The sequence below is a fragment of the Rhodococcus sp. PvR099 genome (assembly GCF_017833315.1).
Classification (GTDB): Bacteria; Actinomycetota; Actinomycetes; order Mycobacteriales; family Mycobacteriaceae; genus Rhodococcus_G; species Rhodococcus_G oryzae.
This window is the reverse complement of sequence record NZ_JAFIBV010000001.1, coordinates 2989218-3008172: the sequence shown is the minus strand read 5'-3', so window position 1 is coordinate 3008172 and position 18955 is coordinate 2989218. Positions and strand designations below refer to the sequence as shown.

The window sequence follows — 18955 nt, the reverse complement described above, 5'->3', positions numbered from 1 at the left end:
CATGACCGACGCAGCGACCCGCCACCACCGCGACCCGGTGCCGCGAGAGGAACGGGACGACTGGGTGCCGGTCGACCGCCGGATCCTCGGCCTCGATCGCCGAACCCTGTTGCCTGCTCTGGGAATTCTCGTGCTGGCGTTCCTGTACGCCACCGTCGTCCCGGCGATCGACCGGTCGATCGATTATGACGACCCGGTTGCGGCGGGTGAGGTGCTGGTGCTCAAGGCCGGGGTGACCGTCGACCCGCCGGACGGGTGGAATCTCGTATCCGGACTGCGCGAGACCGATGCCACCACGAGTGGTATCAAGGGCACCGACGCGGTGTTCGGTAGCGGGACGATGATCCTGTCGATGCACGCCACCGACTTCAGTGGGTCTGTCGACGCGCTGCTCGACGAGGCCGCCGAACGCAGCGAGGGCATGAATCGCGCGGCGGGTATGCGGCTCACCGGGGAGCGGCACGAGATCTACTCGACCATGGGCACACGCGGGGTGATCGAGAAGTTCACCGAGCCCAATCGGGAGGGGTTCCTCGCGGCCTTCGTCGACGACGGGACCGCCGTCACGATCACCGCGGCGGGACTGCCTGGCGACGTCATCGCCGACAATGCCGACGTCGAGGCGACGCTCGGCAGCATCCGGTTCGAGCGCCAGGAGGCCGGCGAATGACCGCACTTACAGGTGACGCCACCGGTGATGTGGACAAGCAGCTCCAACTGACCGCGATCGTGCGGTCCGGGTACGGCCGTCCGTACCGGATCTACCAGCCGCGCAACCTCGCGTTCTGGGTGTACTGGCTGATCATGGCGGCGGGGGTGGTCCGGCTGCTGGAGAACCTGGCCCCCGGAGCGCCCGTGCTGACCACCGCGCTGGTTGCCGGGGTGATCGTGTTCGCCCTCTACACGGTGCCGTTCTGGCTGATCATCAGCCATGTCGACCGGTTCAGGAGCGTGCCCGTCAAGGTGCGCGTCCTGGCCTTCCTGTGGGGCGGCATAGGCGCGACCTTCGGCCTGGCGATCGCCGCGAACGACCCGATCCGGTCGATCTACACCAAGCTCTACGGTCAGGCCTTCGCGCTGGACTGGAGCGCCGCGCTGACCGCGCCGTTCACCGAGGAGATCGGGAAGGCCGCCGGATTCGTGCTGATCCTGCTGCTCGCGCCGCGGGTCGTGCGGACCGCCTTCGACGGGGCGATCATCGGCGCCTTCATCGGACTCGGCTTCCAGGTCTTCGAGGACCTGCTCTACGCCGTCTCCGCCGCGGCCGGGGCGTTCGGCGCGGAGCAGGGGCCAGCCGTCGTGCAGACGATCGTCATGCGCGCCGCCACCGGCATCGCCTCACACACCGTGTTCAGCGCGATCTTCTGCATGGGCCTGGTGTGGTTGATCGGCAGGCCGGACGAGCCCCGGCGCATCGGCCGTGGCTTGGCGCTCATGGTGGGCGCCATGGCGCTGCACGGCGTCTGGGACTGTGCGGCCGCGCTCTCGCACGGCACGATCGTCGGCGTGATCGGGGTCTGGATCCTGGTGCCGATCGTGATGTTCACCCTGCTGGTGATGGGCCTGCGCAGGGCCGCCGAGCCCGAGCGCGCCTGGGTTCGCGCGATCCTCACCCCCGAGGTCGATCGCGGGGTCCTCACCGGACCCGAGCTGGCCGCGGTGAGCGGCACCGGCCGCGAACGCAAGGCATTCCTCAAGGCCACGGGTGATCGCGCCGCGCGACAGCGCGCCGGCCACGTGCTGACCGCGGCGGGCGAGCTCGCCGAGCAGATCGCGGAGGACGGCGGGCGCGAGACCCCCGCCACCGCGTTCGCCCGATCCGAGGTCGCCAGGCTTCGCTGATCGATCTCGGGGCCGCGCCTACCGAGCAGGTGGGGGACCGGCCACACCGCCGAGGAGGATGTCCGGCATCCGGCGGGCGAGCGCGTCGGCCTCCTCGTCGGCCATCAGCAGTCGCATCACCATGCTGCCGCCGACGATGAACAGCATGGTGGCCTGGGCGTCCAGTGCCGCGGCGTCGGGTTCTCCCGCGCCCCGGTCGTCCGCGCCGCCCCTGCGCAGGGTGTCGGCCAGCATGCCGACGCCTGGCCCGCCGAAGTCGGTCCACAGCGCCGTCAACAGGTCCTCGCGATCGCGGAACGCCGCCAGCAGGCCGGGCAGCGCGGCCTTCACCTCCGGTCGGCCGAAGAGCTCGAGGGTGTAGGCGCAGGACCGGCGGATCCACGCCGCCGGGTCGGCGGCGTCGGCGACCGGCGTCGCGTCGTCCACCCAGCCGAAGATCGCCTCGAACACCAGGTGCGTCTTGGACGGCCAGCGGCGGTAGAGGGCCGGCTTGCCCACCCCCGCGCGCTCGGCGATCGCCACCATCGTGGTCTGGTCCCACCCCGTCTCGGCCAGCAGCTCCCTGGCGGCGGCCAGCGCGGCATCGTCGATCGCCGGATTCCGCGGCCGCCCGCGCCTGCGCTCGCCGTCCTTCTCCGCTGTCTCTTCGCCAGAAGTCATTGTCAATAGCGTAACGCGGTGTTACGTTGCAAAAATCGTAACTCGAAGTTACGTAATGACTTGTATCACACCGGAGGAAGCTGACATGGCGGAGCTGTTGGAGGGCAAGACGGTCGTGGTCTCGGGGGTCGGCAACGGCCTCGGGCGGGAGATCGCGCTGGCCGCGTACCGCGACGGCGCGAACGTCGTGCTCGGCGCGCGGACCGAGGCGAACCTCAAGGCGGTCGCCGAGGAGGTCGACCCCACCGGGGAGCGGGTCGCGTACGCGGTCACCGACATCCTCGAGAAGGAGGCCTGCGGTGAGCTGATCCGCACGGCCGCCGATCGCTTCGGGGGAGTGGATGCCCTGGTGAACGTGGCCGCGAAGGAGGACGTCTTCGGCGGGCTGGAGGGCGCCGACCTGGACGCATGGAAGTCGATGCTCGACGCCAACGTGATCGGCACACTCACCCTGACCCAGGCCGCGCTGCCGGAGCTGAAGAAGCGGGGCGGCTCGGTGGTGTTGATCGGTTCGCAGGCGATGTTCCATCCGCAGCTCCCGCAGTCCGCGTACGCCACGTCGAAGGGTGCGCTCCACGCGGCGATGTGGTCGCTGGCAAAGGAGCTCGGTCCGTACAAGATCCGGGTGAACACCGTCGTCCCCACCTGGATGTGGGGCCCGCCGGTCGAGCTGTATGTCGGTCTCGCGGCCGCAGAGCGCAAGGTTCCCGAGGAGACCATCATCGGCGAGATCACCAAGAACATGCCGCTCGGCGAGGTGCCCGCCGACGATGACGTGGCCAACTCGGTGGTGTTCTTCGCCTCCGACCGGGCCCGGATGCTCACCGGTCAGACCCTGTTCGTCAACGCAGGCGAGTACTTCCGCTGATCGGCGAAACCTGTTGATGCACATCGATATTTGAGAGGCAGCAAGGCATGAAGCACAAGGTCATCGTCTGGGGCACCGGCGTCGTCGGCAAGCTGGTCATCCGTGAGCTGATCGATCACCCGGCCTTCGAGCTGGTCGGCGTCATCGTGCACGACCCCGCCAAGGACGGCGTCGATGTCGGCACCCTGATCGGTGTCGACCCGGTGGGGCTCGCCGCCACAACAGATTTCGAGGCCGCCCTCGCAGTGGAGGCCGACGCGGTGGCCTACTACGGTCCGACCGCGGAGTACGCAGTGCAGAACATCGACAACATGACCGCCGCGCTGCGCTCCGGCAAGCACGTGGTGTCCACCTCGATGACGCCGCTGGTCTACCCCGAGCCGTGCCCGCCGGAGATGAAGGTCGCGCTCGAGCAGGCCTGCCAGGAGAGCGGAAAGTCCTGTTTCACCACGGGAATCGACCCCGGGTTCGCCAACGACCTCTTCCCGATGACACTGATGGGTGTCTGCGGCCGGGTCGACAGCGTGCGGGTGCAGGAACTGCTGGATTACGCCACCTACGAGGGCGACTACGGCCCCACCATGGGCATCGGCGCGCCGATCGAGCAGGCCGCTGTGCTCGAGATCCCGGAGGTGCTGATCTTCGCGTGGGGCCACACCATCCCGATGATCGCCGATGCGGTGGGGGTGAAGCTGGACCGGATCGACACGGTCTACGAGAAGTGGGCGGCCACCGAGCCGATCGAGTACAAGTTCGGCGTCATCGAACCCGGCCAGTGCGCCGCGGTGCGATTCGAGATCCGCGGCTGGGTGGGCGACGAGGCGAAGATCGTCATCGAGCACGTCAACCGGATCACCAACGACGCGGCGACGCACTGGCCGCGGGCCACCTCGGTGGACAACGACGTGTACCGGGTGATCATCAAGGGCAGCCCGAACATCACCCAGGAGACCGTGTTCCGAGGCGAACAGGATGACAACCCGATCACCGGTGGGTGCCTGGCAACCGGGATGCGCGCCATCAATGCGATCCCGTTCCTTGGTGACGCCAAGCCCGGCCTGCTCTCGGCGCTCGACTTGCCGCTGATCGCAGGCAGGGGCACCATCCGATCATGAACCTCCTGCTGACCGGCGCGTTCGGCAATATCGGCTCGCACGTGCTCGCCGAGTTGCTGGGCCGCGGTCACCGGGTGCGATGTCTTGCCCTCGACACCCCCGAGGACGGGCGCCGGGCGCGCGGGTTCGCGGGGGTGGACACGGTGTGGGGCGACATCCGGGACGCCGAGGTCGTCGCGGCGGCCGTCGAGGGCGTCGAGGTGGTGCTGCACCTGGCGGCGATGATCCCACCCGGGAGCGAGCTCGATCCGGAGCAGGCCAGGCAGATCAACGTGGACGGCACCCGTAATGTCATCGATGCCTGCTTGGCGCAGCCGCGTCCGCCGAAGCTGTTGTTCGCCTCCACCTTCGACGTGCACGGTCATACGCTGGACCGGGACCCGCCGCGGCGGGTGGACGACCCGAGGGTCGCCACCGATGCGTACACGGCGCACAAGATCGAGGGCGAGGACATGGTGCGGGGGTCCGGCCTGGACTGGTTCATCCCGCGCTTCGCGGATGTCCCGATCCTGGGGCTCCGCAAGCCGGACCCGATCATGTTCGAGATCGGCCTGGAGAACCGGATCGAGGTGCTGCACCCCGCCGACGCCGCGGTCGCGGTCGCGAACGCCCTCGAGACCCCGGCGGTGTGGGGCCGGGTGTTGTTCCTCGGCGGCGGCGCGGGCTGTCAGATCACCTATCGCCAGTTCCTGACCGAGATGCTGGGCGCGATGGGCCTGGACATGCTGCCGGACGACGCGTTCAGCGGCAAGGTCTATGCCACCGACTGGGTGGACACGGCGGCCAGTCAGCGACTGCTGGGCTACCAGCGTCGCGTCTTCGACGACATCGTCTCGGACATCGCCGCCACCCTCGGGTGGCGGCGGCACCTGATGCCGCTCGCCAGGCCTTTCGCGCGGCGGGCCATGCTGCGGATGAGTCCCTACGCTGGCGCCACACGGGTGGCCGCCGCGCCGCGGTGAGGCGTCACCGCCAGACATAGCGCACCTGCGGCCTGCCCGCGCGCCCGTACTCCGTGTGCCGGTCCACCAGTCCGTCCTCGGCCATCCGCTCGAGATACCGCCAGGCGGTGACCCGGGAGACCCCTGCGGCCTCCGCCGCCTGCGATGCGTTCAGGCCGGACTCCGAGGCTCGTACGGCCGAGGAGATCTCCTGCAGGGTCTGCGGCGCAACACCTTTCGGTGCGGAGGAGCGCTCGTCGGTGCTTCGCAGGACGGCCATCGCGCGGTCCACGTCTCGCTGGCTGACCGCCTTCTCGCCGGTCGGCAGCGCCCGGCGGAACTCGAGGTACCGCTCGAGCTTGTCCCGGAAGGCGGCGAAGGTGAACGGTTTGAGCAGGTACAGCACGACGCCCTGCGCCACGGCCGCGCGGACCATCGACAGGTCGCGGGCCGAGGTGATCGCGATGATGTCGGGGGTGGGCCGCACCCCGCCGAGCGCGGCGGCGACGTCGAGGCCGCTGCCGTCGGGCAGCCCGAGGTCGAGCAGGATCAGGTCGATCGGCTCGTCGGTGGCGTTCGCCGCGGCGACCGCCCGGATCGCCGCACTGCCGGTGTGCACCACCGAGTGCACGGTGAACCCGGGTACCCGGCCGACGTAGGTGCGGTGCGCCTCCGCGATGAGGGGCTCGTCCTCGACGACCAGTACGCGGATCATTCGGTGTCTCCGAGGGGGATGCGGACGAGGACCACCGAACCGTAGGTCATCTCGGCGGTGATGGTGCCGCCGTGCCTGGTGATCACCTGCATCACCAGCGCAAGGCCGAGCCCGCGTTGATCGGACTTGGTCGAGTATCCCCGCGCGGTGGCCCGCTCCAGTGCCTCGGGTGACATCCCTGGTCCGCTGTCCGCGACCCGGATGCTGAGCTCGGGGCCGTCGGAGCGCATCGTGACCTCAACCCATGGCCGTTCGTCCTCGGCGCTCGCGCCCGCCGCGTCGATGGCGTTGTCGACGAGATTGCCCACGAGCGTGACCAATTCGCGGGCGGTGAGGGGACCGGTGGCAGGCAGCGCGGTGTCATCGGTGACCGTGAGGTCCACACCCCGCTCGGCGGCCTGGTTCACCTTGCCCAACAGCAGGGCCGCAAGGGCCGGCTCCGCGATGGCCGTGGTCAACCGGTCGATGAGCTGCTGCGACAGCGCGAGCTCGGCCGTGGCGAACGCGACGGCCTCCTCGGTGCGGCCGAGCTCGACCATGGTGACGACGGTGTGCAGCCGGTTCGCCGACTCGTGCGCCTGGGAGCGGAGCGACTCGGTGAACAGTCGCACGGAATCGAGTTCCCCGGTGATGCTCTGCAATTCGGTGTGGTCGCGCAGGATGGTCACCGTGCCGATCACCCGGCCCTCGAAGGACACCGGATCCTGGTTCACCACGAGCACGCGGTCCCCGGTCAGGTGGACCTCGTCCTTCACCGGGCCCGGCCCCATGATTCGCAGCGACTCCGGCAGCTGCGCGCGGGTGACCGGGCCGTCGGGCAGCATCAGCAGGCGTCGCGCCTCGTCGTTGACCACCTCGGCGACGTCCGAACCCGCGTCGAAGACGAGCAGCCCCTCGCCGATCGAGTGCAGCACCGCGTCGTGGTGTTCGTAGAGGGTGCGCAGCTCGGCCGGGGCGAGGCCGAGCGTCTGGCGGCGCAGTCGCCTGCTGAGCAGGACCGAGCCGAGGGCCGCCACGACGAGCGCGACGGCCGTCACCCCGAGCAGCAGCGGCAGTCCGTGCAGGAACTGGTCGATGATCTTCTCCCTGGTGACACCCGCCGCCACGAGGCCGACGATGTGGCCGTCGGCGTACACCGGCGTGACCGCGCGTATCGACGGGCCGAGCGATCCGGTGTAGGTCTCGGTGAAGGTCTCGCCTGCCAGCGCGCGGTCGATGTGGCCGCTGTACTCCTGCCCGATCATTGCGGGATTGGTGTGGGTGTACCGGGTTCGGTCCGGCGCCATCACGACGATGAAGTCGATGCCTGTGGCCAGTCGGATCCGCTCGGTCTGTGGCTGCAGCGCCGCGCTGGGGTCGGGGGAGAGCAGGCCCGCCGCCGTCGAATCGGTCCAGGCGATCGATTCGGCGACCGCCGTCACCTCGCGCTCGGTGGCCGCGTCGGCGTCGCGCCGCTCGTCGAGAATCGTCACCACGCTGCCGGTCAGCACGACCACGGCCAGCACCAGCAGTTGCAGCACCAATACCTGGCCGGCGAGGCTCGCGCGCCGTCGGGACCTGATCATTCGTCCGTCCTCTCGTGAACGAAATGCACGCAACCGTGACTGCCGTCGCGGCGCGCTACACCATTCTTCATGAGGCGAAGTGATGCAGCTCACTTCCTTGAGAGGCAGTCAAGAGGACCAGTCATGACCATCGATTCGAAGCGGGACGATACGCCACCACCGCCGACCGCGGGCAAGCGTGACCGGACCCATTGGCTGTACCTGGGAGTGATCGTCGCCGTCGTCGCCGGTGTGCTCGTCGGCTGGCTCGCACCGGAATTGGGCAAGTCCCTCGGGGTGCTCGGCACCCTGTTCATCAGCCTGATCAAGATGATGATCAGCCCGGTCATCTTCTGCACGATCGTGCTGGGCATCGGCTCGGTGAAGGCGGCGGCCAGCGTCGGCAAGGTCGGTGGGCTGGCACTGGCCTACTTCCTCGGGATGTCCACGGTCGCGCTCGGTATCGGGCTGCTCGTCGGCAACCTGCTCGACCCCGGCAGCGGGCTGCACCTGAGCGCCGCGACCTCCTCGGCCGGCGCGGACCTCGCCGAGAAGGCGCACGGCGCGGGCGGCACCATGGACTTCATCGCCGGGATCATCCCGACGTCGCTGCTGTCCTCCCTCACGGTCGGCAGCGTGCTGCAGACGCTGTTCGTGGCGCTGCTCGTCGGGTTCGGGCTGCAGTCCATGGGCAAGCAGGGCGAACCGATCCTGCGCGGGATCGGCTACGTCCAGAAACTGGTGTTCCGGATCCTGGCGATGATCCTGTGGCTGGCGCCCATCGGCGCCTTCGGGGCCATCGCGAATGTGGTCGGCCAGACCGGTCTCGGCGCCGTCGTGCAGCTGGGCACGCTGATGGTCGGCTTCTACATCACCTGCGCGATCTTCGTCTTCGGTGTGCTCGGCCTGATGCTGCGGGCGGTGTCCGGGTTCTCGATCTTCAAGCTGGTCCGCTACCTGGCCCGGGAATACCTGCTGATCTTCGCGACCTCCTCCTCCGAGTCGGCGCTGCCGCGGCTGATCGCCAAGATGGAGCACGTCGGGGTGCAGCGCACCACCGTCGGCATCGTGGTGCCGACCGGGTACTCCTTCAACCTCGACGGCACCGCCATCTACCTGACGATGGCCTCGATCTTCATCGCCGACGCGATGGGGCAGCCGCTCGCGCTCCCCGAACAGCTCTCCCTGCTGGTGTTCATGATCATCGCCTCGAAGGGCGCGGCGGGCGTCAGCGGAGCAGGCCTGGCGACCCTCGCCGGTGGGCTGCAGAGCCATCGACCGGAACTGCTGGACGGCGTCGGGCTGATCGTCGGCATCGACCGGTTCATGTCCGAGGCCCGCGCGGTCACCAACTTCTCCGGCAATGCGGTGGCGACCCTGCTGATCGGGACCTGGACGCGCACCATCGACGCGTCGAGGGTGCGGACCGTGCTGGACGGGAAGCTGCCGTTCGACGAGACGACAATGGTGGACGACCACCTGCCCGAGGACGGTCCGATCGCCGTCCCGCACGATGGCAGCGAGAAGGTCGGCGCCGCACGAGTTCCCGTACCGTTGGCCTCATGACGAACCCCCTGAACATCGAGATCAACACCCTCGGCGGGTCCCCGACCTCGCTCGGTGCCTACGACGGAAACGCGATCCTGTTGGTCAATGTCGCCTCCAAGTGCGGGCTCACGCCGCAGTACACGGCGCTCGAGCAGCTGGCCAAGGACTACGCGGACCGCGGCCTCACCGTGGTCGGCGTGCCCTGCAACCAGTTCATGGGGCAGGAGCCCGGCACCGCCGAGGAGATCGAGACCTTCTGCTCGACGACCTACGGCGTCTCGTTCCCGCTGCTGGAGAAGATCGAGGTCAACGGCGAGGGCAGGCACCCGCTGTACGCCGAGGTCACCAAGGCCGCCGACGCCGAGGGCGCGGCAGGCGACGTGCAGTGGAACTTCGAGAAGTTCCTGCTCGCGCCCGACGGCACCGTGGCGAACCGCTTCCGCCCGACGACCGTGCCGGATGCGCCCGAGGTCGTCGCGGCCATCGAGGCCGTGCTGCCGAAGTAGCGACGCAGCCGACGAAGGCGGTCACGCACCTGGTGCGTGACCGCCTTCTCGCGTTCACCCGAACAGTGCGGCGAGCCGCTCGACGCGCGCGGCCTCGTTGTCCGGCGCGAGCCGCTGCCCGCGCGTGAGCACGCACATTCCGTGCAGCGCGCTCCAGAAGACCTCGGCCCTGGTCCCGGCGTCGCCGGTCGAACCGCCTCCGATCGCCGACACCAGCGTCTCGAACCCCGCCCGTAGTTCCGGCGGGGTCGATTCGTGTGCGAACCGCACCCCCAGCCGCATCGAGAACATGGCCTCGTAGGTCGCGGGATTGTCCGCCGCGAAGTCCAGGTAGGCGCGGATGAACGCCGTCAGCCGTCCCGCCTCGTCGGCGCCCTCCAGTGCCCGCCGCATGGCCGTGGTGAAATCCGCGAATCCGACCAGCGCGACCGCGCTGACGATGCCGTCCCTGCCCTCCGGGAAGTGCCCGTACAGCACCGGAGGGCTGTACTCGATCTCATCGGCCAGGCGCCGCGTGGTCACGGCGGGCCAGCCCTCCTTCTCGGCGATGGTCCGAGCGCATTCGACGATCCTGTGCGCGCGATCCTGCCGCTCCCTCTCCTTGCGTTCTCGAACTCCCATGCCAAAACTCTATCACTGATAGACAAGCGTTCATCGGTAAGTTAACGTTGGTAGAAATACTACAAACGAAAGGCTTGGCCATGTTGAACTGGATCGGACTCGTCATCAGCTGGATCGGTGCGCTCGGGATCATCGCCATCGGTGTGGCCTATATGGGGAAGAACGCGAAGAACGCGGCCGGCTTCGGTCTGCCCACCAGCCCGGCGCCGGATGCCCGCGGCTGGTGGCAGGTCAAGGGCATCCGCGACATCGCCTCGGGCCTGCTGGTGATCGTCTTCACCTTCGCCGCGCGCGACCAGCTCGCGCTCCTGATGCTGCTGCTCGCCTTCGTTCCCCTCGGCGACATGTGGATCGTGTTGACCAACGGTGGTCCGCGCAAGGCCGCGTTCGGAATCCATGGGGCCACCGCGGTCGCGATGATCGCCGCTGCAGGGCTGCTGGTCGCATGACCGGCGAGGAGTGGGCGGCCTCGGCACGGGCGGACCGGGCCGAGGTGGTGGGGAACGACAGGGCCTCGATGCATCTGCTGTACGACGCCTCGGACACGGCGGGTGCGCTCAGCTCGCTCGAGGTCCACCTCGGGGTCGGGGCGGACGGCGCCGCGCCACATTTCCACACCAGGTCGTCGGAGCTGTTCTATGTCCTCGACGGCGAGCTGCGCGTCATGGCAGGCGACGAGATCGTGACCGTGGCGGCGGGTGGCTCCCTCGTGGTGCCCAAGCTCATGCCACATGCGTTCGGTGCGACGCCGGACTCCGCGGCCCGGGTGCTGATCGTGCTGACCCCCGGGGTGCAGCGGTTCGAGTACTTCCGGCTGCTCGCGAGGATCCAGGCGGGGGAGGCGTCGGTGGAGGAGCTCGCGCCCGCCCAGGAGGAGTACGACAACCACTTCGTCGATGCGCCGCAGTGGTGGCGGGACCGCAACGGGTCGCGCACCCGCCCGTAGGTCCGGCCGAGGGCGCTGCTTCTCGCCGAATGCTCACGTCGGCGTCAGCGGCCGTACATCTTCGGGTGCGACCCTGGGCGCATGGCCGGACAGCTGATCGTGTCGCTCTCGGGGATCCGGGCCGAGACCAGGGACCTCGCCGCCGACTTCGCCAGGGAGATGGACGGGCGCGGGGTTCAGCTCTCGCTGCTCGTCGCCCCGCGCCTGAAGGACAAGTACCGGCTGGTCCGCGACGAGGGCACCCAGGACTGGCTGCGGCGGCGGCAGGCGGGCGGCGACGCCATCGTGCTGCACGGATACGACCAGGCCGCCACCAAGAAGCGCCGCGCCGAGTTCGCGGCCCTGCCCGAGCACGAGGCCGCGCTGCGGCTGCTGGCCGCGGACCGGGTGATGGAGGAGACCGGGCTGCGCACGCGCGCGTTCGCCGCGCCCCGCTGGCTGGCCTCGCCCGGCGCGGTGGCCGCGCTGCCCCGCACCGGGTTCCGGCTGCTCGCCGGGGCCGCGGGCATCCACGATCTCGAGCGCGGCACGGTGGTGCGGGCCCGGGTTCTCGGTGTCGGCGAGGGTTTCCGGGCGGAGCCATGGTGGTGCCGGGCGCTGGTGCTGGGCGCGGGCCGCACCGCCCGTCGCGGCGGGGTGGTGCGCCTCGCGATCTCCGCCAAGCAACTCGGGCGGTCCGGGCCGCGGCAGGCCCTCCTCGACGCCGTCGACCTGTCGCTGCACCACGGCGCGCAGCCGACCGGATATCGCTGGCAGGCCAAGGGTTCCGGATCGCGGGTGGCCTGAGTCGACATTATCTCGAGACCTGCCACGTCAACTGGACGTTTGGTCTACAGTCCGATTCGTTTGACGTACGGATCGATCGGACAGTGGAGGTCGCGTGACCCGGAATTCTCTCTCCCGGCGGAGGTTTCTCACTGCCGGTGCCGGCGCGGCCGCAGCTGTCGCCGCCACCTCGATGCTGCCGCCGTCGCTGCAGCGTGCGCTGGCTACGCCGGTCCGCCCGGGAGGACTCGAGTCGGTCGAGCACGTCGTCCTGATCATGCAGGAGAACCGGTCGTTCGATCACTACTACGGAATGCTGCGCGGGGTGCGCGGATTCGGTGACCCCAACTCGTTGCGGTCGCGGACCGGGGCCTCCGTATTCGAGCAGCCGGGCCCGAACGGTCCGGTGCTGCCGTTCCCGATCAGGGACTCCGCCGCCGCCCAGCGGATGGACACCCAGAACGTCACCGGGCTCGACCACAGTTGGGAGGGCGGACACCAGGCCCTCGCCGACGGCTGGCACGACGGCTGGATCGCGGCGAAGACGGGCACGACGATGGCCTACTACGACCGCCAGGACATCCCGTTCCACTACGAGCTCGCGGACGCGTTCACGATCTGCGACGCCTACCACTGCTCGGTGCCGACGTCGACCAGCCCCAACCGCAACTACTGGGTGTCCGGGTACACCGGATTCGAACCCGCAGGCCTGCTCCCGGCCGGGGCGGCCGGGTTGACCGGGTCGGCGGGGCCGGCCGGGTCGTCGGAGCCGGGTCCCGAGGGGCGCGCCGTCACCAACGCCGCCTACGACCCCTGGCATGCCGGGTACGGGTGGACCACCGTCCCGGAGCGGCTTCAGGCCGCAGGCATCTCCTGGAAGACGTACCAGGAGTGGGACAACTTCGGCGACAACAACCTCGAGTACTTCGCCACCTTCAAGAAGGTGGGGTCCCACCTGCTGGGGAACCCCGGCCTGGTCCCGTACGAGCTGCAGACGCTGGCCGGCTTCTATCTCGCGCTGCCCGAGTTGCCACCCGCCGCCCAGGACGTGGCGCTGGGGGCGCTCGAGGTCGCGGTGAACGGGCTTTCCCCCGCCGACCGTCAGCTCTACGACCGCGGGCTGTACCGGTCGCGGCCGGGCACGCTCGCCGCCGAGTTCCGCAAGGACGTCGAGTCGGGCAAGCTGCCGCAGGTCAGCTACCTGGTTCCGCCCGAGGTGGATTCGGAGCACCCGTCCGGATCGTCGCCTGCGGCGAGCGCGACGCTGCTGTACCAGGTGCTCGACGCCATCGCCTCCGACCCGGATCTGTGGGCGAAGACGGCCGTGATCGTCAACTTCGACGAGAACGACGGTTACTTCGACCACGTGCCGCCGCCGCGTCCGCCGCTCTCGGTCGACTCGGAGTGGGTGGCCGGTCAGCCGCTCGGTCTCGGACCGCGGGTGCCGATGACGATCATCTCGCCCTGGACCGTGGGCGGGTTCGTGTGTTCGCAGGTGTTCGACCACACGTCGGTGAACCAGTTCCTGGAGAAGCGGTTCGGGATCACCCAACCGGAGATCGACCCGTGGCGGCGCACGGTGAGCGGCGACCTGACCTCGGCCTTCGACTTCGCCAACCCGCGCAGTCGGCCGAACGTCGCGCAGCCGCGGCCCACCCCGCCGCTGGAGCCGCGGTGGACGCCGACGCCACCGGCCCTGCAGCGAATGCCGGTGCAGGAGGGCGGTACCCGGCCCGCCCGGGCGCTGCCGTACCAGCCCGACGCCTACGCGACCGCGGACCCCGGGGCTCGTTCGGTGACGGTGCACCTGGTGAACTCCGGTGCCGCCTCGGCGCACCTGGCCCTGTACCCCTATGCGGGCGAGTTCGGCGCGCCGCGGCACTACGACGTCCGCGGCGAGATCGAGGACACCGTCGCCCTCCCCGGTCCGCGCTACAGCCTGACCCTGTTGGGCCCCAACGGTTTCAGGAGGGAGTTCGCCGGCTCGACCGATGGCGCGGCGGCCGCGCTCGAACTGTCAACCAGGGTCGACGCGGCGGCGGGAGCGCTCGACCTGACGGTGAAGAACCCTGGGGAGCGTGGGCTGACCGTCGTGATCGACGGCCAGCGCCGTCGACTCGCGGCAGGCGGCAGGGAATCGATGAGGGTGCAGTCGGTGGACGGCTGGTATCAGGCGACCGTGACCGTCGACGAGGACCCGGACTTCAGGCGCACGCTCGTCGGACACATCGAGAACGGCCGGGCCGGCGTCAGCCAAGCAGTCTGAATCGGCGAACGGGGCGCGACCCGATGGGTCGCGCCCCGTTCGCACGATCAGAGTCGGGTGACCTTCAGCCCACCCTCGTGATAGTCGGCGCGCAGGCGCTTCTTGTCGAACTTGCCGACGCTGGTCTTCGGGACCGCGTCGATCAGCGTCCAGTTCTCCGGCACCTGCCACTTGGCGACCTTGCCGTCGAGGAACTGCTGCAGCTCCTCGACGGTCGTCGTGGTGCCCTCGCGCAGCACCACCGCAACCAGGGGGCGTTCGTCCCACTTCTCGTCGGGCACGCCGATGACGGCGGCCTCGGCGACGGACGGGTGTCCCATCACGGCGTTCTCCAGGTCGACCGAGGAGATCCACTCGCCGCCGGACTTGATGATGTCCTTCGAGCGGTCCGAGAGGCTGAGGTAGCCGTCGGGCGTGATCGATCCGACGTCGCCGGTCTTGAGCCAGCCGTCGTCGAACTTGTCCGCCGCGTCGACCCCGTAGTAGGACGCGGTGATCCAGGGCCCGCGGACCTCGAGCTCGCCGACGGAGGTGCCGTCGCAGGGGAGGACGGTGCCGTCGTCGCCGATGAGTCGGGCCTGCACGGAGGCGGGGAACCGGCCCTGGGTGTAGCGGTACTTCCACATCTCGTCGCCGGTGGTGCCCGCGGGCGGACGGGCAACCGATCCCAGCGGGGAGGTCTCGGTCATGCCCCAGGCGTGCAGCACCGAGACGCTGTGCTCGTCCTCGAAGGCGTGCATCAGGGCGGGCGGGACCGCGGATCCGCCGATCAGCACCTCCCGCATCGAGGAGATGTCCTGCGGGTGGTGCTCGAGGTGCAGGTGCAGGCCCTGCCAGATGGTGGGCACCGCGGCGGCGAGGGTGGGCTTCTCGGCCGCGATCAGCTCGGCGAGCGGGGCGGGCTGCAGGAACCGGTCCGGCATGATCAGCGAGGCGCCGATCATGAACGCGGCGTACGGCAGGCCCCAGGACATGGCGTGGAACTGCGGCACCACCGCCAGCGCGCGGTCGCCCTGGGCGAGGTTCGGGCCGTCGGACATGCACACCTGCATCGAATGCAGGTAGATCGAACGGTGCGAGTAGACAACACCTTTCGGGTCACCGGTGGTGCCGGAGGTGTAACACATCGCCGCGGCGCTGCGCTCGTCGACCTCGGGCCAGTCGAACTCGCCGGGCTGTCCCTCGATCAGGCCCTCATAGGTGTGGACCTGCACCCCCTCAGGCGCCTCGAGCCCGGCGGTGGAGGAGCCGGTGACGATCACGTGCTTGACGGTGGTCAGCTGTGGCAACTGCGGCGCCAGCAGCGGGATGAGGGACGGGTCGACGATGATCACGTGGTCTTCGGCGTGGTTGGCCACGTGCACCAGCTGCTCCGGGAACAGTCGGATGTTCAGCGTGTGCAGGACCGCGCCCATCGACGGCACCGCCAGGTACGCCTCGAGGTGCTCGGAGTTGTTCCACATGAACGTCGCGACCCGCTGGTCCCCGGTGACACCGAGGCCGCGCAGGGCGTGCGCCAGCGCCGCGCACCGCCTGCCCACCTCGGCGTAGGAGGTCCGGCGGGGCCCCGACTCGGTCCACGTCACCACCTCCGCCGCACCGTGCACCGTGCTCCCGTGCCGTAGCAGTTGGGCGATCGACAGCGGGGCGTCTTGCATCGTGCTCAGCATGGGTGGCTCCTGTGTGACGGCGACTGATGACTGTGACCGTAGTCACCTCGCCGCGCGGGCGCTCGTCCGCCCCTTGGCCGCCGAAGCGGTCAGCTCACCTCGGTGCCGGACTCGGCGGGGAGCACCAGGAACTCGGTTCCGGCCGGCCCCATCTCGCGGAGCCGGCCGTAGTAGATGCCGGTCGCGGGGTCGTTGATGATGCCCTGGTGGATCGGCACCGCGACCCGCGGCGCGACGGCCCGCAGGTAGTCGACGGTCTCCGAGATCTTCATCCACGGCGCGACGGCGGGGATGGCCAGCACGTCGATCGGCTGCTCGGGCACGAACAGGGAATCGCCAGGGTGCAGCAGCCGCGCGGGCGCGGCGGGGTCGCCGAGGAGGTAGCCGGTGTTGTCGATCACCGGGATCTCCGGGTGGATCACCGCGTGCCGCCCGCCGACGCCGGTGACCTGGACGTCGCGGATGGCGAACGTGTCGCCCGCATGCACAGCCGTCCACCGGCCGCCGAGCTGCGCAGCCGTCTGCGGATCCGCGTACAGCGCCGCGCCCGGGTTCGCCTCGACGAGGGCGGGCAGCCGCGCCGGGTCGGCGTGGTCGGGATGCTGGTGGGTGATGAGGATGGCGTCCAGGCCGGTGATGCCCTCGAAGCCGTGCGAGAAGTTGCCGGGATCGAACAGGACGGTTGCCCCGTCGATCTCGGCGAGCACGCAGGAGTGGCCGAAGTGGGTCAGTCGCATGGGTTCGAGTATGCGCCGGTAAACTGCCTGTTGCCCGGCGGATCATTCCCGGGCGCACCGGAGCACCTAGCGAGGAGCAGCACGTGGCCCGTGTCGTTGTCGATGTCATGCCCAAGGCCGAGATTCTCGATCCCCAAGGGCAGGCAGTTGTCGGCGCCCTGCCCCGACTCGGGTTCACCGGAGTGTCGGATGTTCGCCAGGGCAAGCGTTTCGAGCTCGAGGTCGACGACAGTGTCGACGACGCCGAGCTGGAGAAGATCGCCGAGTCGCTGCTGTGCAACACGGTGATCGAGGACTGGAAGGTCACCCGAGTCCAGTGAACATGAGCGAAGCGACGCGGAGTGGCTCGGGCGCCCGCATCGGAGTCATCACTTTCCCCGGCACCCTCGACGATGTCGACGCTGCCCGCGCGGTGAATCTGGCAGGCGGCGAGGCGGTCAGCCTCTGGCACGGCGATGCCGATCTCAAGGGCGTCGACGGGGTCATCGTGCCCGGCGGCTTCTCCTACGGCGACTACCTGCGCTGTGGCGCCATCGCCCGGTTCGCGCCGGTGATGGAAGAGGTCATCAAGGCCGCGGCAGGCGGCATGCCGGTGCTCGGCATCTGCAACGGCTTCCAGGTGCTGTGCGAGGCGGGGCTGCTCCCTGGCGCCCTGACCCGCAACGAGGGCCTGCACTTCATCTGCCGGGACCAGTGGCTGAAGGTGGAGTCAACCTCGACCGCGTGGTCCTCGAGGTACGAGTCGGGCGCCGAGATCCTCATCCCGCTCAAGTCGGGAGAGGGCCGGTACCAGGCCTCGGAGAAGGTCCTCGACGAGCTCGAGGGCGAGGGCCGCGTGGTGTTCCGCTACTCGGGCGACAACCCGAACGGCTCGCAGCGCGCGATCGCGGGTATCGCCTCGGCGAACGGCCGGGTCGTCGGCCTGATGCCGCATCCCGAGCACGCGACCGAGTCGCTGACCGGACCCAGCGACGACGGCCTCGGCATGTTCTACTCGGCGCTGGACGCGGTCCTCACCGCCTGAGCAGAGCTCGAGGCGAATCCCGCACAAAGGGCGGACCGGTCATCCGGTCCGCCTTTTTGCTACCGTCCGGCCATGATCTCGACGATCGTGTGGGGGACAGGGAACTTCGGGCGCGCGGCGATTCGCGCGGTCGACGCGCACCCTGGTCTGGAACTGGCGGCCGTGCTCGTGCACGACCCCGGCAGGTCCGGGCGGGACGCGGGCGACCTGGGCGGCCTCGGCCGGGCGCTCGGGCTGCAATCGACCGACGACGTCGCGGCCGTCCTGGCGACCGGCCCGCGTGCGGTGGTGTACGCGGCCTCCGGTGACATCCGCTCGGCCGAGGTGGTCGCCGACATCTGCGCGGCGCTCCGGGTCGGCGCGATCGTGGTGACCCCGTCGATCTACCCGCTGTACGACCATCGCGACGATCGGCACGAGCTGCGCGAGGAGATCCGCGCCGCGATCGCGGAGGGCACCGGCTCGCTCTTTGTGACCTGTGTGGACGCCGACTGGACGAACGAGATGGTGCCGCTGCTGCTCGGCGGGCTCGGCGCGGGTGTCGACCGGATCCACTGCCAGGAGATCGTGGACTATTCCGGGTTCGACCAACCCGACTCGGTGCGCTTCCTCGCGGGCATGGGCGAGCCGCTGGACTACCTGGCGCCGATGATCGCGCCCAGGATGCCGACGACGGTGTGGGGCGGTCAGGTGAGGTTGATGGCCCGGGCGCTCGGTGTCGAACTCGACGAGATCCGCGAGACCCTCGAACGGCGGCCGCTCGAGGCCTCGATCGAGACCGACGCGATGGGCAAGTTCGACGCCGGTGGGCAGGGCGCGCTGCGCTTGCAGGTGCAGGGCATCGTCGGCGGGGAGCCGCGCATCGTGATCGAGCACGTCAACCGTATCGACCCGACCTGCGCGCCGGACTGGCCGAGCCCGCCGAACGGGCAGTCCGCCGCGCATCGGGTGATCGTCGAGGGCGACGCGCAGATCGCGATGATCGCGGTGAGCGCCGCCCCCGCAGGCGGCGACGAGGCGATGTCGGTGGGTCGGCTGGTCGGCGCCATCGACTGGCTCGCCGGCCAGGCCCCTGGCCTCTACGACGCGCTCGACGTCCCGCTGTGCCCGGCGCGCGCACCGGTGTTGGCGGACGCCCCAGCCTGAGTCGGCCGAACGCCCACGAGAACGTGTTCCAGTTGGGTAGC

20 protein-coding genes are annotated in these 18955 nt (G+C 69.6%); 14 read left to right on the top strand and 6 right to left on the bottom strand.

The annotated features are described in order from the left end of the window. The first annotated feature begins 1 nt into the window (after position 1). Both JOE46_RS13815 and JOE46_RS13810 read left to right on the top strand, forming a co-directional pair. Positions 2–670, top strand: coding sequence for a hypothetical protein (locus tag JOE46_RS13815; RefSeq protein WP_097211930.1), 669 nt, complete (start codon positions 2–4; stop codon positions 668–670). Next, the gene (locus JOE46_RS13810; RefSeq protein WP_209927579.1) at positions 667–1842 is read left to right on the top strand and encodes a PrsW family intramembrane metalloprotease; all 1176 of its coding nucleotides are present in this window, start codon (positions 667–669) and stop codon (positions 1840–1842) included. The genes JOE46_RS13815 and JOE46_RS13810 overlap by 4 nt, the downstream gene beginning before the upstream one ends. Positions 1843–1860: 18 nt before the next feature. Here the strand turns inward: JOE46_RS13810 and JOE46_RS13805 are convergent, their stop codons facing one another. After that, positions 1861–2502: a TetR/AcrR family transcriptional regulator gene (locus tag JOE46_RS13805; RefSeq protein ID WP_097211932.1), complete on the bottom strand. Its 642-nt coding sequence runs from the start codon at positions 2500–2502 to the stop codon at positions 1861–1863. Between the two features lie 85 nt (positions 2503–2587). Here JOE46_RS13805 and JOE46_RS13800 point away from each other — a divergent pair, with 85 nt between their 5' ends. Genes JOE46_RS13800 through JOE46_RS13790 form a run of 3 tightly spaced genes read left to right on the top strand, consistent with a single transcriptional unit; the run spans position 2588 to position 5447 of the window. Continuing rightward, positions 2588–3370 (top strand): SDR family oxidoreductase, encoded by a 783-nt coding sequence (locus JOE46_RS13800; protein WP_077043901.1) that lies wholly within the window; start codon positions 2588–2590, stop codon positions 3368–3370. 47 nt (positions 3371–3417) lie between these two features. Then, positions 3418–4485 carry a dihydrodipicolinate reductase gene (locus JOE46_RS13795; protein WP_097211933.1) on the top strand — a complete coding sequence of 356 codons (1068 nt, stop codon included), beginning with the start codon at positions 3418–3420 and terminating at the stop codon, positions 4483–4485. Next, positions 4482–5447 carry an NAD(P)-dependent oxidoreductase gene (locus JOE46_RS13790; RefSeq protein ID WP_209927577.1) on the top strand — a complete coding sequence of 322 codons (966 nt, stop codon included), beginning with the start codon at positions 4482–4484 and terminating at the stop codon, positions 5445–5447. The genes JOE46_RS13795 and JOE46_RS13790 overlap by 4 nt, the downstream gene beginning before the upstream one ends. Positions 5448–5451: 4 nt before the next feature. Here JOE46_RS13790 and JOE46_RS13785 read toward each other — a convergent pair whose 3' ends face one another. Together JOE46_RS13785 and JOE46_RS13780 are read right to left on the bottom strand one after the other, a co-directional pair. Further along, positions 5452–6141 (bottom strand): response regulator, encoded by a 690-nt coding sequence (locus tag JOE46_RS13785; protein WP_097211935.1) that lies wholly within the window; start codon positions 6139–6141, stop codon positions 5452–5454. Then, positions 6138–7706: a sensor histidine kinase gene (locus JOE46_RS13780; RefSeq protein WP_209927575.1), complete on the bottom strand. Its 1569-nt coding sequence runs from the start codon at positions 7704–7706 to the stop codon at positions 6138–6140. Before JOE46_RS13780 ends, JOE46_RS13785 begins: the two co-directional genes overlap by 4 nt. Before the next feature lie 123 nt (positions 7707–7829). Between JOE46_RS13780 and JOE46_RS13775 the strand changes: the two genes are divergently transcribed. Both JOE46_RS13775 and JOE46_RS13770 read left to right on the top strand, forming a co-directional pair. Next, complete coding sequence (locus JOE46_RS13775; protein WP_097211937.1) at positions 7830–9251, top strand: cation:dicarboxylate symporter family transporter; 1422 nt, start codon at positions 7830–7832, stop codon at positions 9249–9251. Next, the gene (locus JOE46_RS13770) at positions 9248–9739 is read left to right on the top strand and encodes a glutathione peroxidase (RefSeq protein ID WP_027503422.1); all 492 of its coding nucleotides are present in this window, start codon (positions 9248–9250) and stop codon (positions 9737–9739) included. Before JOE46_RS13775 ends, JOE46_RS13770 begins: the two co-directional genes overlap by 4 nt. A gap of 54 nt (positions 9740–9793) precedes the next feature. Here JOE46_RS13770 and JOE46_RS13765 read toward each other — a convergent pair whose 3' ends face one another. Further along, complete coding sequence (locus tag JOE46_RS13765; protein WP_097211938.1) at positions 9794–10360, bottom strand: TetR/AcrR family transcriptional regulator; 567 nt, start codon at positions 10358–10360, stop codon at positions 9794–9796. Between the two features lie 80 nt (positions 10361–10440). On the opposite strand from JOE46_RS13765, the gene JOE46_RS13760 reads away from it, so the two are divergent. From JOE46_RS13760 to JOE46_RS13745, 4 genes are all read left to right on the top strand, one after another. Then, positions 10441–10809, top strand: coding sequence for a DUF4267 domain-containing protein (locus tag JOE46_RS13760; protein ID WP_097211939.1), 369 nt, complete (start codon positions 10441–10443; stop codon positions 10807–10809). Further along, positions 10806–11306 (top strand): cupin domain-containing protein, encoded by a 501-nt coding sequence (locus JOE46_RS13755; RefSeq protein ID WP_097211940.1) that lies wholly within the window; start codon positions 10806–10808, stop codon positions 11304–11306. Before JOE46_RS13760 ends, JOE46_RS13755 begins: the two co-directional genes overlap by 4 nt. A gap of 81 nt (positions 11307–11387) precedes the next feature. After that, the gene (locus JOE46_RS13750; RefSeq protein ID WP_097211941.1) at positions 11388–12092 is read left to right on the top strand and encodes a DUF2334 domain-containing protein; all 705 of its coding nucleotides are present in this window, start codon (positions 11388–11390) and stop codon (positions 12090–12092) included. A gap of 94 nt (positions 12093–12186) precedes the next feature. Beyond that, positions 12187–14337, top strand: coding sequence for a phosphocholine-specific phospholipase C (locus tag JOE46_RS13745; protein ID WP_209927573.1), 2151 nt, complete (start codon positions 12187–12189; stop codon positions 14335–14337). 47 nt (positions 14338–14384) lie between these two features. On the opposite strand, the gene JOE46_RS13740 is transcribed toward JOE46_RS13745, so the two are convergent. Further along, on the bottom strand, positions 14385–16007 hold the full coding sequence (locus tag JOE46_RS13740; RefSeq protein ID WP_209927570.1) for a long-chain fatty acid--CoA ligase: 1623 nt from the start codon (positions 16005–16007) through the stop codon (positions 14385–14387). 89 nt (positions 16008–16096) lie between these two features. Next, a complete protein-coding gene (locus JOE46_RS13735; RefSeq protein WP_209927568.1) occupies positions 16097–16744 on the bottom strand; it encodes an MBL fold metallo-hydrolase in 648 nt (215 codons plus the stop codon). Between the two features lie 83 nt (positions 16745–16827). Between JOE46_RS13735 and purS the strand changes: the two genes are divergently transcribed. The 3 genes from purS (at position 16828) to JOE46_RS13720 (ending at position 18914) form a co-directional block, all read left to right on the top strand. Further along, entirely contained in the window at positions 16828–17064 is a 237-nt protein-coding gene (gene purS, locus JOE46_RS13730) for a phosphoribosylformylglycinamidine synthase subunit PurS (protein WP_027503415.1), read from the top strand. Between the two features lie 2 nt (positions 17065–17066). After that, on the top strand, positions 17067–17768 hold the full coding sequence (gene purQ / locus JOE46_RS13725) for a phosphoribosylformylglycinamidine synthase subunit PurQ (RefSeq protein WP_097211945.1): 702 nt from the start codon (positions 17067–17069) through the stop codon (positions 17766–17768). A gap of 72 nt (positions 17769–17840) precedes the next feature. Further along, a complete protein-coding gene (locus tag JOE46_RS13720) occupies positions 17841–18914 on the top strand; it encodes a dihydrodipicolinate reductase (RefSeq protein ID WP_209927567.1) in 1074 nt (357 codons plus the stop codon). Positions 18915–18955 lie beyond the last annotated feature (41 nt).